The sequence below is a fragment of the Porcibacter vitabionis genome (assembly GCF_046263795.1).
GTDB lineage: Bacteria > Bacillota > Clostridia > Lachnospirales > Lachnospiraceae > Lachnocurva.
Genome location: NZ_JBJYZD010000014.1, coordinates 20796 through 36710, shown reverse-complemented (window position 1 = coordinate 36710; position 15915 = coordinate 20796). Strand labels below are relative to the sequence as shown.

General features: G+C 47.9%; 13 protein-coding genes. 1 reads left to right on the top strand and 12 read right to left on the bottom strand.

Annotated features, from left to right (window positions below):
• Nucleotides 1-70 precede the first annotated feature (70 nt).
• From ACKX2L_RS10165 to ACKX2L_RS10125, 9 genes are all read right to left on the bottom strand, one after another.
• The gene (locus ACKX2L_RS10165; RefSeq protein WP_497553186.1) at nucleotides 71-814 is read right to left on the bottom strand and encodes a 4'-phosphopantetheinyl transferase family protein; all 744 of its coding nucleotides are present in this window, start codon (nucleotides 812-814) and stop codon (nucleotides 71-73) included.
• Between the two features lie 47 nt (nucleotides 815-861).
• Nucleotides 862-1380, bottom strand: a complete 519-nt coding sequence (gene mscL, locus ACKX2L_RS10160) for a large conductance mechanosensitive channel protein MscL (protein ID WP_497553185.1) — start codon at nucleotides 1378-1380, stop codon at nucleotides 862-864.
• 86 nt (nucleotides 1381-1466) lie between these two features.
• The gene (pckA, locus tag ACKX2L_RS10155) at nucleotides 1467-3071 is read right to left on the bottom strand and encodes a phosphoenolpyruvate carboxykinase (ATP) (protein WP_497553184.1); all 1605 of its coding nucleotides are present in this window, start codon (nucleotides 3069-3071) and stop codon (nucleotides 1467-1469) included.
• 112 nt (nucleotides 3072-3183) lie between these two features.
• The gene (larC, locus tag ACKX2L_RS10150; protein WP_497553183.1) at nucleotides 3184-4578 is read right to left on the bottom strand and encodes a nickel pincer cofactor biosynthesis protein LarC; all 1395 of its coding nucleotides are present in this window, start codon (nucleotides 4576-4578) and stop codon (nucleotides 3184-3186) included.
• On the bottom strand, nucleotides 4575-5387 hold the full coding sequence (larB, locus tag ACKX2L_RS10145; protein ID WP_497553182.1) for a nickel pincer cofactor biosynthesis protein LarB: 813 nt from the start codon (nucleotides 5385-5387) through the stop codon (nucleotides 4575-4577). The genes larC and larB overlap by 4 nt, the downstream gene beginning before the upstream one ends.
• Nucleotides 5384-5878 carry a hypothetical protein gene (locus ACKX2L_RS10140; RefSeq protein WP_497553181.1) on the bottom strand — a complete coding sequence of 165 codons (495 nt, stop codon included), beginning with the start codon at nucleotides 5876-5878 and terminating at the stop codon, nucleotides 5384-5386. Before ACKX2L_RS10140 ends, larB begins: the two co-directional genes overlap by 4 nt.
• Nucleotides 5879-5914: 36 nt before the next feature.
• On the bottom strand, nucleotides 5915-7492 hold the full coding sequence (locus tag ACKX2L_RS10135; protein ID WP_497553180.1) for an ATP-binding protein: 1578 nt from the start codon (nucleotides 7490-7492) through the stop codon (nucleotides 5915-5917).
• A 167-nt stretch (nucleotides 7493-7659) separates the two neighbouring features.
• A complete protein-coding gene (locus ACKX2L_RS10130; protein WP_497553179.1) occupies nucleotides 7660-10359 on the bottom strand; it encodes a hypothetical protein in 2700 nt (899 codons plus the stop codon).
• A 22-nt stretch (nucleotides 10360-10381) separates the two neighbouring features.
• Nucleotides 10382-12499 carry an efflux RND transporter permease subunit gene (locus ACKX2L_RS10125; protein ID WP_497553178.1) on the bottom strand — a complete coding sequence of 706 codons (2118 nt, stop codon included), beginning with the start codon at nucleotides 12497-12499 and terminating at the stop codon, nucleotides 10382-10384.
• 220 nt (nucleotides 12500-12719) lie between these two features.
• Here ACKX2L_RS10125 and ACKX2L_RS10120 point away from each other — a divergent pair, with 220 nt between their 5' ends.
• The gene (locus ACKX2L_RS10120; RefSeq protein WP_497553177.1) at nucleotides 12720-13367 is read left to right on the top strand and encodes a TetR/AcrR family transcriptional regulator; all 648 of its coding nucleotides are present in this window, start codon (nucleotides 12720-12722) and stop codon (nucleotides 13365-13367) included.
• A gap of 62 nt (nucleotides 13368-13429) precedes the next feature.
• Here the strand turns inward: ACKX2L_RS10120 and ACKX2L_RS10115 are convergent, their stop codons facing one another.
• From ACKX2L_RS10115 to atpD, 3 genes are read right to left on the bottom strand one after another with little or no spacing between them, the layout of a single operon-like run.
• Nucleotides 13430-13942 (bottom strand): gamma carbonic anhydrase family protein, encoded by a 513-nt coding sequence (locus ACKX2L_RS10115; RefSeq protein WP_497551405.1) that lies wholly within the window; start codon nucleotides 13940-13942, stop codon nucleotides 13430-13432.
• Nucleotides 13943-13985: 43 nt separating this feature from the next.
• Complete coding sequence (atpC, locus tag ACKX2L_RS10110) at nucleotides 13986-14423, bottom strand: ATP synthase F1 subunit epsilon (protein ID WP_497553176.1); 438 nt, start codon at nucleotides 14421-14423, stop codon at nucleotides 13986-13988.
• 1 nt (nucleotide 14424) lies between these two features.
• Entirely contained in the window at nucleotides 14425-15825 is a 1401-nt protein-coding gene (gene atpD, locus ACKX2L_RS10105; protein WP_497551403.1) for a F0F1 ATP synthase subunit beta, read from the bottom strand.
• Between the last annotated feature and the right edge of the window lie 90 nt (nucleotides 15826-15915).

Genomic DNA, 15915 nt, shown 5'->3' with positions numbered 1-15915 from the left:
ATTCTAGCACTTTATTTTTTTAAGTCAACAAATTTTCACCTTAAAGGTGAATGAAATTTAATACAATACGTTAAAGCGTTCTTGTGAAGCTGCCATGAAGGACCACATCCTCCGGCTTGATCTCATGTCCTGCAAGAACCAGGCTGAGAGTACTATCCTCCCTTGCCATGCAGATCAGATCCGGCCGGTCCGGCCGATAGGCTTCCTCCTTCAGTACTCGGATCAGAGGCCGATCCACCGCCTTTGCATAGGCTTCTTTAAAAGTCCAGATCCGAAAGAACCGCCGCAAAAGCTTCACGTCTTCTGTCAGCTCCAGATCCTCCTCTTCCCAGGAGAAATAGAGACCGTCCGGAAGTTCCCTCCTCACCATCTCGACTTCCTCCGGTGAGAAAAAGCGTTCCGCTAGTCTGATGTAATGATCCGGATCCTGCTCTCGGATGGAGAGATCTTCAACATCCAGGCCAAGACCGGGTCCAAAGGAAAGACCTGCCGCTGCTGCCGAAGCCAGATTTCCGCTGTGAGAAACCGAGAAATCCAGACCCGGTCTGTTCAAAAGGCAAGGCTTACCATTGGGAAGTTTTCCATAGGACAGGGGCCCCTGCAGGCCGAGATCAAAGAAAGCTTCTTCCAGGAGACTGGCCGCCAGAAGAGACTGTCTCTTTGCCTTGCCGTCCTTAATAGAAGCCAGTTTTTCCTTCTGATCCCGGCTCAGAAAACTTCCGATTCTCTCCAGATCCTCCTCCCGGTAACGGTCCAGGCGGTCGATCCTAAGATGGATCCTGGTCTTTATGTCTTGCTTTTTCTCATCCGTCATAGAACTCCCACTGTCTCTTATGTCTTCCGCTAAGTACGAATATATGCTCACGGTTTAAAATCCGGATCTACCACTAACTCTGAGGTACAATGCGGGCAGCGGCTGGCCTTGATCGGTATCTCAGACAGGCAGTAAGGACATTTCTTTGTCGTCTGTTTTTCTTCCTCCGGTTTCTTCAGCCGGTCAGACAGGTCGTTGATCAGTTTTACCATGACAAAAATGACCAGTGCCATCAGGAGGAAGTTAATAACAGCAGTCAAAAACTTCCCATAGTTTAAGGTTGCAGCTCCGGCCTTCTGAGCTGCCGCCAGAGTCTTATAATGGCTTCCATCCAGGGAAAGGAACCAGTTGGTGAAATCGATACCGCCCGTCAATAAAGAGATGACCGGCATTACGATATCATCGACCAGTGATTTCACGATTCCCTGAAAAGCGGCACCAATGATAACGCCGACTGCCAGGTCGATCACATTGCCCCGCATGATAAATTTCCGGAACTCCCCGAAAAAGCCCTTGCTCTTATCGGCCAGCTCCGCACCTTTTTCTTTGAGATCAAGGTCAGCCATAAATGCTCCTTTCTATTTTCTTGTCTATAAAGCATGAAAGGACAGGCATATTTTTATGCCTGTCCTTTCCATACAGAAGAAATGAATTACAGTTCAGGGCCTGCGGATACAAGTGCCTTACCTGCTTCGTTTCCTTCATACTTCTTGAAGTTCTTCTGGAATCTTGCTGCCAGATCCTTTGCCTTCTCTTCCCACTCAGAAGCATCCTTATAGGTGTCTCTGGGATCGAGGATTGCAGGATCAACACCGGGAAGTTCGGTCGGTACTTCGAAATCGAAGTAAGGGATCTTCTTGGTAGGAGCCTTAGCAACATCACCATTCTGGATCGCTGTGATGATTCCACGAGTATCCTTAATGGAGATACGCTTACCGGTTCCGTTCCATCCGGTGTTAACGAGATAAGCCTTAGCGCCGGACTTGGTCATCTTCTTAACCAGCTCCTGTGCGTACTTGGTCGGATGCAGTTCCAGGAATGCCTGACCAAAGCAAGCGGAGAAGGTCGGAGTCGGCTCGGTAATACCGCGCTCGGTACCGGCAAGCTTAGCGGTGAATCCGGACAGGAAGTAGTACTGTGTCTGCTCCGGTGTCAGAATCGAAACAGGAGGAAGTACGCCGAATGCATCAGCAGAAAGGAAGATCACATTCTTCGCAGCCGGGCCATGAGAAATCGGCTTTACGATCTTCTCGATGTGGTAGATCGGGTAAGAAACACGGGTATTCTCGGTAACGGACTTATCATTGAAATCAAGCTTTCCGTCATCCGCTACAGTTACATTCTCAAGAAGAGCATCTCTTCTGATGGCACCATAGATATCCGGCTCAGCTTCCTTATCCAGGTTGATGACCTTAGCATAGCAGCCGCCCTCCAGGTTGAAGACGCCGTTGTCATCCCAGCCGTGCTCATCATCACCGATGAGGAGTCTCTTGGGATCGGTGGAAAGAGTGGTCTTTCCGGTTCCGGACAGGCCGAAGAAGATACAGGTATTTTCGCCGTTAAGGTCTGTATTTGCAGAGCAGTGCATGGAGGCAATACCCTTCAGAGGCAGGTAGTAGTTCATCATGGAGAACATACCCTTCTTCATCTCTCCGCCGTACCAGGTGTTGATGATGACCTGCTCATGGCTTGTGATATTGAAGACAACTGCGGTCTCGGAATTCAGACCAAGCTCCTTATAGTTCTCAACCTTAGCCTTGGAAGCGTTGTAAACAACGAAATCAGGCTTGAAATTTGCCTGCTCTTCTTCGGTCGGACGGATGAACATATTCTTTACGAAATGAGCCTGCCAAGCAACTTCCATGATGAAACGAACAGCCATACGGGTGTCCTTATTTGCTCCGCAGAAACCATCGATCACATAAAGCTTCTTATTAGAAAGCTCCTTCTTTGCGATTTCCTTTACTGCTGCCCAGGTCTTCTCGGATGCAGCATGGTTATCATTCGGATATTCCGGAGTGTTCCACCATACGGTATCCTTAGAATTCTCATCCATAACGATGAATTTATCCTTAGGAGAACGTCCGGTGTAGATACCGGTAAATACATCAACCGCGCCAAGCTCAGTCTTGTGGCCTACTTCATAGCCTTCCAGAGAATCCTTTGTCTCTTCTGCATAGAGAGTCTCGTAAGAAGGATTGTAGACAATCTCTGTTGTGCCGGTAATGCCATACTGTGTTAAATCAATGTTTGCCATTATTTCACTCAGCCTTTCTATTAATTCTTTGGACATTAAACCCATCTGCTATTATAGACAAAACCATGAAAAGTTTCATTAAAAAAATACAATTTTTCTAATTTGTTTTTAGTCAATTTTTCGGCAGTTTCATCAGAAGATCATGTATGCTCAGATTTTCCTTTTTTGCAATTGCTTTCAGGTCCTCGTATTCCCATTTTTCCCGGCGGACACCATAGCCCTCCGAGACCTTCTTTCGGACCGGTCCGAAGGCAGTCTCTTCGGTCACAATGCTTCGTTTCAGGACATAGCGCCTTATGACCTCTTCCCGGATTCCGATGGTGGTCGTATGGCTAAATATAGACCGGACCACATTTTCCTTCTCGCCGGGTCTGGTCAGAACCGTAAGGAGAATTCCCGGCCGGTTCTTTTTCATCTGAATCGGGCTGTAGAAAACCTCCCTGGCACCGGCCTCGTAGATCCGGTCCATGGCAAAGCCCAGCTCCTCTCCTGTCATGTCATCGATATCGCATTCCAGGCGGATGATCTGGTCCTGCAAGTTTCCTTCTTCTGTTTCCGTAGAAATATTTTCTCCCGGCTTTTCTGCTGAAACTCTGTCTTTCGTCTGACCTGCCGAATTATAATTTTCAAGAATTCTGTTTTCCCTGAAATCTGTCGGATCAGATTTTCCCAGAGAATCGGCTTCACCGAAAATAGCTCTCAGGCAGTTGGCCCGGGGAAATTCCTTCTTTCCCATGCCATAGCCTATGGCCTTTACGGTCATTACGGGCTGCTCCTCGAAGGAGGACACGAAGGTTTTCAGTAAGGCTGCCCCGGTCGGGGTCGACATTTCTCCCTGCAGATTCCCGGCATAAGTCGGGATGCCGCGGAGGAGAAAGGCGGTTGCCGGTGCCGGAACCGGCAGGATGCCATGGGCACTGTGGACCTCTCCAAAGCCTGTCCGAACAGGGCTCGCGATGACCTGATCCGGATGGATGAGGTTCAAAAGGTAAGCGGATGCGGTAATATCTGCAATCGCATCCATGAGGCCGACTTCGTGAAAATGAATTTCAGAGACCTCCATACCATGGGCGTGGCTTTCGGCCTCTGCCAGCGTCTGATAAATAGAGATGACCTGCGAGCGGACTTCTTTTGGAAGTTTCAGCCCTTCGATGATCTTGAGCACATCCGCCAAGGTACGATGAGAATGCGAATGAGAATTCGTATGAGTATGCATTTGAGAATGGGTTGAAGTATGGGGATGGGGATGGGCATCCACAGTTTCTTCCTCCCCGGAAACACGTACGACCAGATGAAGGCCGAGAATACCGCAGCGTACTGCATTCTCCGCTTCAAATGTGACTTTTGGAATACCGATTGCATTCAGCTCACCAAGCAGATCCTGAATGACCTGTGATTTCGCGGAATGCTCATTCGCTCTCATTTCAGCCAGAAGGTCCAGAAAAGCCGCCGACAGCATGTCGCCGGCGACACCCATTCCACAATCCAGATAGAGTATTTTCTTCACTTTGCTGCCTTTTCTAAGTCTAATTGCTCCACTCTCCGCAGAATCTTTACTGCTGCCATGGCCGCGCCAAAACCATTATCAATATTCACAACCGTGATCCCGCTGGCACAGGAATTCAGCATTGCAAGAAGCGCCGAAAGGCCCTGGAAAGAAGCGCCATAACCGACGCTGGTCGGCACAGCGATCACCGGGCAATCCGCCAGGCCTCCGATGACACTTGCCAGCGCGCCTTCCATACCCGCGCAGGCAATGATCACATCGGCCTTCAGGATGTCCTCCGTGTGGGACAGCAGCCTGTGAATGCCTGCAACGCCGACATCATAGAGCCGCTGGACCGAAAGGCCTAAGACCTCTGCCGTCAGCGCCGCTTCTTCTGCGACCGGAATGTCCGATGTTCCCCCGCAGGCGATCAAAACCTTGCCGCGATAGCGTTTTTCCGGCATATCTCCAACGATGAGGATCCCGGCCTCCTTATGGAAATGCAGACCATCGCTGCCAAGCAGCTCTTCGATCGATCTATATTTCTCAGGATCGAGACGGGTCACAAGGATCGGCATCTGTTTGTGAGATACCATCGTTTCGATGATGCCGGCGATCTCCCGAGCGGTTTTCCCGGCGCCATAGATCACCTCGGACACGCCCTGGCGCACCTTACGATGGAGATCCACCTTGGCATAGCCCAACTCGATGATGGGTTCCTCTCGAAGTGCAAGTTCCGCTTCGTCCACGGTGAGTTCGCCACTTTGCAATTTTGAAAGGATCCCTCTCAGGTCATCCTGAGGATTCTTATGATCATTTATATTCTTCAATAGATAACATCCTTATATTTCTCGTAGAGTGACTTGATCTCCTTCTCCTCCTGCTCGGTCAGGATCTCCTTGGCGTAAGACTTGAGGCCGGAGGTACCCTCAGACTTATAGATCTGCATAGCCTTAGCAGCCTGCGCCGGATTGGAATGGTGGTCAATGATCGTTTCGATCTTCTTCTGATCTTCCTCCGACATAGAGTTTACGATCTGCTCGGCCTGTGATTTCACATCATCTGATACGCCGGCCTGCTCCAGAGCCTGCTCGAAAGCGGAAACTGCGATCTGCTTTGCAGCCTTTTTCTTCATGGGGCCGATCACATATTGATTAATAAAAGCACCACCGATGATAAGGACTAAAGCGATAACAATCAAAGTCGTAAAGACTTTTTTTCTCCGCCTCCTGCCTTCGATCTTCTTCTCTCTCATACGATTTCTCTTGATATGCTCATCAACGGCATTGCTTTTCATTTCTTCTTCCAAAGAACCAGACATAGGATTTTCCCGCCTTTCTAAATATGATAAGTATTTTTACAGCGACTTCTTCCAGGTAGAGATATTTCTTTGTTCTGTAGAAAATACGACTGCCACTTTATATAATTTTCTACTGTCAGCCAGATAAGGAATGGTGTAACCCCTGTCATTGATCTGCGCCATAGCATCTTCAACCGATGTATCCAGTTTGAACTCAAAAACATAAATATAGTCAGAAGTTTGCACTACACAATCAGCACGGCCGGTCGCCATGTGCACTTCACACTGGACATAGGCTCCCATCAGTGACAGAATCAGATAAATCTGTCTGGACCACTCACCCTCGTAAGGAGGGGTTTTCCCTTCCGGATAAGGAATGGATGCGAAAAGCGCGGTCAATCTATCCATGAAAGAGTCCAGATTTCCACTCTCCAAGTCCAGAATCAGCTGATCCAACGCAAGTGGATTATTCTGGGGGCCATCGCCAAGGACTGATTTTGCTAAGGATTCTAAAAATCCATACTTCACTTCCTCATTTGGAAACCTCAGTTTGTAGTTTCTGAAGCGGCTGTCATATCCGCAAATTGTCAGATATCCCGACTGATAAAATAGTGGAACGGGATCCGGGTCATCTCCCCGATAATTCATCAATGCAGATTCTGTTGCACTCACTCCATCTGTCAGCTGGTTCAATGGCAATCTGGAAGATTCCAGTTTCTTTATCAGGAAATCTGGTGTCCCTGTCTCAAACCAATAACTACCGAAATTCCTCTCGTCAAATGCATTAAGTATGGAAAACGGATTATACACCCCGACTCCGCCGACAGAGAAATGATAACCATCATACATCTTTGCCAGTTCTTCCATGCATTGTTCATAAGACATCTTCTGCTCTGCAGCTAGTGATCTTATTTCAGGTTGAAATACCTCGGTCAGTTCATCTTCTGTGATCCCGCAGATACCGGAATATCTCTTATCCATAGAAATGTCTTTCAGTTGATTCAAATCCGAAAAAACTGACAACTTAGAAAACTTTGTTACACCCGTAAACATTACAAATTTCAGATAACCATCCATGTCCTTTAACACAGAGAAAAAAACCTTGAATAACTGCCGATTTTTCTCTTCCTGCAAAGGATTCGAAGTCATAGTGGAAAGCAGGGGCTTATCATATTCGTCAACAAGCACAACTACCTGACGACCGGTTTTCTCATAAAGTTTTCGAATGATATTTTCAAAGCGTCCGGAGAGATCAGCGTCATAATATTTAAGTCCGTATTTCTCTTCCACTACATCAAGTGCCTGGCCCAACTTGATGCCAAGTCCTTCTTCTGTATTGTACTGACCTCCTGACAAAGAAAATGTGATGATTGGATACTTCGCCCAGGCTTCCTCACCACGAGCATTTTCCTTATCTTCGATATAAAGTCCTTTGAACAGTTCTTTGTCTCCAGAAAAATAGCTCTCAAGTGTTGAAACAAACAGACTTTTTCCAAATCGCCTGGGACGTGAAAGGAAATAGGACAGACCGGTACTGGCCAGCTCCCATACATATCTGGTCTTATCGACATACACATAGCCATTCTCTCTGATATTCTTAAAATTCTGTTTGCCAACAGGAAGAAGTCGTGCCATAAGTATTACCTCCTGCTTGATATTGTACCATGACTGTCTGATTACGGCTGCTTTTTTTTAGGAGGAAAACCATGCAAAGAAACTTCCATGCCCATTGGGAAATTCTGTTCCTGACAGAAAAAAACGGCCACACGATCTTCGTGCGGCCGTTTCTTCTGGGAGTTGAATTATTTCTTATCGTCCTTACTGATCTCATCGGTCTCAATGATGAACTTCACAGAAGAATTCATATCATCTGCTTTTCCGGAGAATGTAGTATAGTTCTTCCCGGCATCATCAACAGCCTTCAACTGATCCGCAAACTGAGAAACTTCTCCGGTAAATGCCTCGGAAAGTTTTGCAATGCCTTCATCATTGAACTGAACCAGTCCATTGGAAAGCGTTGTGCTGCCATCTGCCAGCTGACCTGCTCCCTCATACAACTGAAGAGCTCCCTTATTCAGTGCTGCAGAGTTCGCATCCAGTTTTGCTGCACCGTTATAAAGCTGCAGGACACCAGGAGCCAGACGGTTACTGATTCCATCCATGAGCTGACTTGCTCCGGCATCCAGCTGATCTACGCCATTGGAAAGTTCTGCAAGCTTACTCTGAACACTCTGGTAAGCTGTCTGGAGCATTTTGAATTTTTCCATAAAAGCCTTATATTTTACAATATACTCGGCACCTGTATTGGCGGTCTTATCATCGGTAATACGGCTCCATGTTGACAAGTAAGTCCATTCTGTCTTGGTCATTCCGGTTGCTGCAAGCCATGCCGTATTCTCTTTATCCAGGTCGTTGTCACCTTTAATATTTTCATATCCACGCGTAGGCTGTTCTTTTTTAGCTTCTGCCACTGAGATACCCTGAGCCTTCTGGACATTGGTCTGCATACCGGAAAGAGTATTTGCTACAGGCACAAGATAGAGGTTCTGGAACTTTCCATCTGGCTTCATAAAATCAGAGGTGAATATTTCCCCTTTGTCCATGGCATTCTTTATAGCAATCTTGGTAATTAATTCTGCATTCTGAGACAGTTCCGGATCTTTCATATCAGGATTGGCAGGATTTATGGTCGCTTTGACTGCTGCCACAGTCTGCTGATAAGCATCTTTTACCTGTGCCGATATTTGTTCTTGAATCGCCTGATTCAAGGCTTGCTGTGTTTTTTCGCCATACTGAGAAACCGTACCCTTTACAGTAGTTGTATGATTCAAGTTATCCATAAGATATGCCTGAACAGCTTGCGTCACCTTCTCGCCAAAAGATTTCTGGAATGCATCACTTTGAAGATCGTCTAAAGTAAGTGTTTTTCCTCTCTTCTGTAATTCCTGAGCTTCCTGAATCATCGCATAGGACAGGATCATCTTGGCTTCATCATCTGAAAGATCTTTGGTCTGGAACGTGGCTTTCTTATATGCTGCCTGATATCCAGCTTTAATGCTCTTAATCAACTCACCTTGCTTATTCTCAAGCAGGGTATTCACTTCACTTAGTGCTGCCTTGGTCAATTGCTGATTCAGCAGAGTTTTTGCATCCATACCTTGAATACTATTCTGAAGATTTGTCATCTGCGACTGAAGACCTGCCAAAGTTCCAACGCTTGCCTTCGCCTTTGCAAAATCCCCGTTCGGATCCATCAACTGATTATAGATCCCCAGATAAGTCTGATATAAGTACTGGATCTTCTTCACATCATCAGAACTCTGGGCCTGGGACAGTTTCTGCTTCAAGAGCTTGACACCATCGGACAGTTTCTTCGAACCATCTGTCAGGTCAGAGATACTGTCATTCAGGGTCTTTGTGCCTTTTGTCAGCTGGCCGACCCCGGAGGTATAAGCATTGACGCCGTCTTTTAAGGCAGCACTGCCTTCCTTTAGAGCAGCTGTTCCGTCTTTGACCTTGTTTCCGCCATCGATCAGCTGTTTCATGCTGGATTCCAGCTTATCCATATCACCGCTGATCTGATTGAAAGCTTCCGAATTGTCATAATCAGAGAAGCCCAGATCCGAAAGGACGTTGGAGGATGCCATGGTCATGGTCAGTCCCAGCTCAAAATCCTTGGCATCTGCCGTGATCTCGACATAATCCGGAATGGAGGTCTCGGAATTGACACCGAGCTGGTCTAACTTTGACCGGTCGATGGACAGGGCATCCGACAGACCCGGCAGGGCAACACCCATGACAATGTTATTATCGGCATCGCTTACGACCTTGCCGTTTGTGACTGTAATATTAGAAAAGTGGTCCGACGGCAGAATCATGCCGGAGATCATGGCGAAAGGAACCGTCATTTCTTTATTCTGTCCATCCACAGTAACATCTGTCTTAGCCGTATTGGTATAGTCGAAACGAATCGTGACCTTGCCGCTCTTTCCGGCCAGATCCTCAGGCTCGATGTCCTTGCCGTCCAGCTTGTAGCTGACCTTAACGCCGACCGGCAGCTGACTCTTGGTCTTACCCTGATAGAATACGTCCTTTCCGTCAGCATCCCAGGTCAGGCTTCCGTTTGAGCCCTTGGTGAACTTCTGGTTGCCCTTGACATTCTTGATATCGGACAGGTCGGTCTTATCCTCGATCTTGTCCTTGCCGGAATAGTTCCGAAGCCAGTTCGATACGGTCACATCCTTGGTGCTTCCGTCTGCATCCGCAGAAACATAGACCGTCTCGAGCTTTTCCGCATCCTGGTCAGCCTTGTCGCCGAAGGATGTTGACACTTCCATGGTGTCTTCGAGCTTTTCCTTTGTCGCCTTTAAAGAATCCTTGGATGCGGCACTTGCCTTGGTCCCGACAGCACCACAGGCGGTTGCACCGAAACCGACTGCCGCTGCCAGGGCACCTGCTGCGATTCGCTCTACATTTCTCTTGATATTTTGATTTCTATTCATAATGAACCTCACTTCCATTTACTTAAGCATTCTCTGCCTCTGTCTGACGCAGTTTCTTCTGTCTGTCATACTCTCTTGCGCCATGGCATTTGGCTGTGGTCCGTATGATCAGAGGGTCGAAGATCATATACATGGACGGCAGAACCAGGATTACAACGGCCATGGAGATCAGTGCGCCTCTTGCCATCAGAGAACAAAGAGATCCGATCATATCGATACTGGAGATCATGCCGACGCCGAAGGTTGCAGCGAAGAAGGACAGAGCCGATACAATAATGGATTTCATGGAAGCTGCCAGTGCAGCTCTCGTTGCATGCGTCCGGCCCAGGCCGTTATTTCTCTCTCTTAAATACCGGGTCGTCATCAGGATCGCATAGTCAACCGTGGAACCCAGCTGAATCGTACCGATAACAATCGATGCTACGAAGGGAAGGGTCGTCCCGGTATAGAAAGGAATTCCCATATTGATAAAGATGGCAAACTCGATGACGGCAACCAGAATGAAAGGAAGGCTGATCGACTTCAATACAACAGCGATGATCAGGAAGACCAGTCCGATGGAGACCCAGTTTACAATCTGGAAGTCCCGGTTGGTGATCCGGATCAGATCCTTGGTACAAGGCGCCTCGCCGACGACCATGGCCTTGGTATCATATGACTTTACAATTTTATTGACCTTTGTGATCTGATTGTTGACCGCATCGCTTGCAACCTTATACTTCGATGTGATCAGAGCCATCTCATATTTATCACTCTGGAGCATGGTTCTTATTTTCTGCGGGATCATATTCTCCGGAACAGAAGGTCCGACGAAAGTATTCAATCCGATGGCCTTATCCACGCCCTTGACATCCTGGAGCTTAGACAGCATCTCTGCTTTGTCGCCCGAGGAGAGATTCTTGTTATAGAGGATCATGTAAGTCGTATTCGATGTAAAGTTTTCATCCAGTTCCTTGGAAGCCTGCATGGAGGGAAGGCTTGCCGGAAGCGTTCCGCCCAGGTTGTAGTAAACCTTGGTATGGCCTTGTCCGTAAAGGGCGAATGGCAGGATGACGAGGAAAAGCAGACCAAAGACATAAAATCTCTTGGAAATCAGCTTTGGCAGCCGTTTAAATTCCGGAAGCAGGGGCTTATGTCTGGTTGCTTCCAGTGGCCGGTCGAAGACCAGAATCATGGATGGAAGAATCGTGATACAGGCAATGACACCGAAGACAACACCTTTTGCCATAACGATTCCGAGATCCCGGCCGATGGTAAAGCTCATAAAGCAAAGTGCAATGAAACCGGCGATGGTTGTGACGGAAGAACCGATGACCGACTGGAAGGTAGCTGCGATGGCTCTTGCCATGGCCTCCTTCTTGTCCCCATTCGTGTTCTCCTGCTCTTCCAGGTAGCTGTGCCAGAGGAAAATCGAATAATCCATGGTAACACCCAGCTGGAGCACTGCGGCGATACACTTGGTAATGAAAGAGATCTCCCCGAGGAAAACATTAGATCCCAGATTATAAACGATCGCCATTCCGATGGACAGAAGAAAGAAGATAGGGATCAAATAGGAATCCATGGTCAGTGAAAGAACAATGACAGCAAGGAGAACGGCGATCATGACATAGATCGGTGTCTCCTTCTCGGCCAGTTCCTTGGTATCCTCTACCAGCCCGCTCATGCCGGCGAGAAAGCAGCTTTTTCCGGAGACTTTTCGGATCTGCTTGACCGCATTCATGGTCTCATCACTCGATGTCGTCTGATCGAAGACAATAAACATCATGGTCGCGTCACCCGAGTCAAAGGCTGCCCGGTATTTCTTGGGAATCACTTCCTTAGGAACCGAGATATCCATGACACTGTCATACCAGAGAACATTCTGGACATGGGGGATCTTCTCGATCTGTTTCTTTAATGCAGCAACCTCTTTGTATTCCATGCCTTTTACAATATACATGGAATAGGCTCCGGTACCGAAGTCCTTCTCCAGGATATCCTGGCCCTTCATGGTTTCAATGTTTTTGGGAAGATAGGTCAGGATATCGTAATTGACCCGCGTCTTCACATAACCGATTCCGGAAGGAATCAGAAGGAAGATGGCGAGCGCCAGGATAACGAATCTGAGTTTTACGATTCCTCTCGCAATCTTTTGCATTTCACTCACTCTCCTTGTTTTTTCTTGTGACAGGTCTTCGATCACAGGTGACTTCCTTTTTCCACAGGCCTGTCATTGTAAACGAAACTGACCAATGTTCATTTTTCTTTTACCATTCTAAACAAAATTGACCAATAGTCAATAATCAATTATAATAAAAACAACAAAGACGGATGATTGTATATGCTGAACAATCGCGTTTTCAGGAGTTCCATACACTATGGGTAAAAAAGTAGATGCCAACAAAAAACAGAAAAGCACTTCCCTCTTAAATCGGGCCTTCGAACTCTTTATTGAAAAGGGTGTCAATAAGACTTCCATTTCCGATATTGCAGAGAAAGCCGGTGTCGCCAAGGGGACTTTCTATCTCTATTTCAAGGATAAAAACGATATTCGGAATCATCTCGTCATTTATAAGGCCGGCGAACTCTTTCTCGATGCTTACCAGGCTCTGATGGAAGAGATGGAAAAAGACAAGAAAAAAAACATGTCACTCGAGGAGTGCATGTTTTTCATCGTCGATCATATTCTTTCTGTTCTTCAGAACAATAAGCCCCTTCTGGAATTCCTCCATAAGGACCTGTCCTGGGGAGTCTTTTCCAAATACATGCAGGAGGACAACAGGGAACTCATCACCCTGGCAAATGAGGAAGAACTGGACATTGCCAAGCTCTACCAGGATATGGTCAAAAGAAGCGGTAGCGAATTCCGTGACCCGGATATCATGATCTTCATGATCATTGAATTGACCGGATCTGCCGGATACAGCTGCATCATGTATCCGAAGACCTTCCCTTTGAATAAATGTAAACCCTATCTGCACGCGGCCATTCATGATATTTTAGAAGAGCATGCCGTCAAAGCATAAAGGATTGATCCCTCCCGGGATCTAAAAAAAGAAGGCGTAAATTTACGCCTTCTTTTTTACGGTCATTCTCCGGCTTCCTGATCCTTCTTATAAGCCTGGCCTTCTTCAACATAATGCAAGGCATTGGTCCGGTTGGCCTCGATTTCTTCCTCGGTCAGGGTCCGGACCACCTTTCCGGGAAGCCCTACAACCAGGGAATTGTCCGGGATCACCTTATTCTGCGGGATCAGGGCACCGGCTCCGATCATGCAGTTTTTGCCGACATGGGCTCCATTTAATACGATAGCTCCCATGCCGATCGTTGTATTATCATCCACGGTGCAGCCGTGAACAATGGCACTATGACCGATGGTAACACCCTCTCCTATGGTGACGCCGTAAGGAACAACACCTCCCTCGACATGAAGGACCGCATTGTCCTGAATATTGGAATTCTTTCCGATCACGATCGGTGCCCGGTCTGCACGAATGGTCGCATTGTACCAGACACTGACGCCTTCAGAGAGCTTGACATCGCCCTTTACAACAGCGCCATCGGCAATAAAAACACTGGGATCCACTTGAGGTTTTTTCATGAATTACTTCTTTCTATTTCATACAGAAATCACTTAAACGAAATCAGATGTCATGATTCTTGGCACTGACAGCCTTAAGTCTTGCCATGGCCCGGGACATAGCAGCCTGGGAATGATAATATTCCTGAATGCTCTGCTTCTGACGAAGCTGTTCTCTGGCCCGGTCTCTTGCTTCCTCCGCCCGGCGGATGTCAATGTCCTCCGGCCGTTCCGCCGTCTGGACAACGATCTGCACCCGGTTATTGGCAATCCAGGCCATGCCTCGTCCGACGACGACTTCGATCCAGTCTGCGTCCTTCCCGTCGGGTCCGATCGGCTGGATCCGCATGGTGCCATCGTCAATGGCAATGACCATATCCTCATGATGGGCCTGAATTCCCTTCTGACCGTCAAAAGCCGGAATGATCGCATTCTTGACCCTGCCGGAAAAGAAGACTCCGCCGGTGGAAATGACTTTGATATAGAATGTATTCTCTGCCATTTTATCTACTCTTTTCCAGGCTCTCCGCCTTCTCCTTCACTTCCTCGATGGTTCCGACATTGAAGAAGGCATTTTCCGGATAGTCATCCATCTCTCCGTCAAGGATCGCCTTGAAACCGCGGATGGTTTCTTCAACCGGTACATATTTTCCCTTCAAGCCGGTGAACTGCTCTGCCACATGGAAGGGCTGGGAGAGGAAACGCTGGATCTTTCTGGCCCGATAAACAATGAGCTTATCCTCATCTCCCAACTCGTCCATGCCGAGGATAGCGATGATATCCTGCAATTCCTTATACTTCTGCAGAACTTCCTGAACCCGGCGGGCTGTCTCATAATGTTCCTGACCGACGATGTCCGGCTCCAGGATCCGGGAAGAAGACTCCAGGGGATCAACGGCCGGATAGATACCCTGTTCTACGATCTTTCGGGAGAGAACGGTCGTCGCATCCAGATGGGCGAATGTGGTAGCCGGAGCCGGATCCGTCAGGTCATCGGCAGGAACATAGACCGCCTGAACCGAAGTGATGGATCCGTTTTTCGTTGACGCGATCCGCTCCTGCAGGGCACCCATCTCCGTAGCCAATGTCGGCTGATAACCGACAGCGGAAGGCATCCGGCCTAAGAGGGCGGAAACCTCGGAACCGGCCTGGGTGAAACGGAAAATATTATCGATAAAGAGAAGCACATTCTTATGCTCCTCATCACGGAAATATTCTGCCATGGTAAGACCGGTCTCTGCAACCCTCATACGGGCTCCGGGAGACTCATTCATCTGACCGAAAACCAGGGCGGTCTTCTCTAAAACACCGGAAGCCTTCATTTCCGACCAGAGGTCGTTACCCTCACGAGAACGCTCGCCGACACCGGTGAAAATGGAGTAGCCATGCTGCTCTTCTGCCACATTTCGAATCAGTTCCTGGATCAGAACGGTTTTCCCGACACCGGCACCGCCGAAGAGACCGACCTTACCACCCTTGGCATAGGGAGCCAGAAGGTCAATGACCTTGATTCCTGTTTCCAGCATTTCCTGAGTCGTACTCTCATCTGCATAAAGAGGAGGTTCCCGGTGAATGGACCACTTCTCTTCGTCTTTGATCTGGTCTCCACCATCGATGGTTTCACCCAGCACATTGAAGAGCCGGCCCAGATTCTTTTCACCGACCGGAACCTGAATCGGAGCTCCGGTTGCTGTCACTTCCATATCCCGGTAAAGGCCTTCCGAAGCAGAAAGCATAATGCAGCGAACCGTGTGGTTTCCGATATGCTGTGCTGCCTCCATGACAACTCTTTTCCCGTTATTGTCCACTTCCAGAGCATCACGGATCGCCGGAAGCGGCAGTGATTCATCAAATTCAACGTCTACGACAGGTCCCATGACCTGTACGATTTTTCCTTTATTCATATGAATCTCCATTTCTGAACATTCCTTCGGATGAAAAACGTTTGGATCCGGATTTGACTGAAGTCATCCGAATCCCCGGCATCTCTTCTT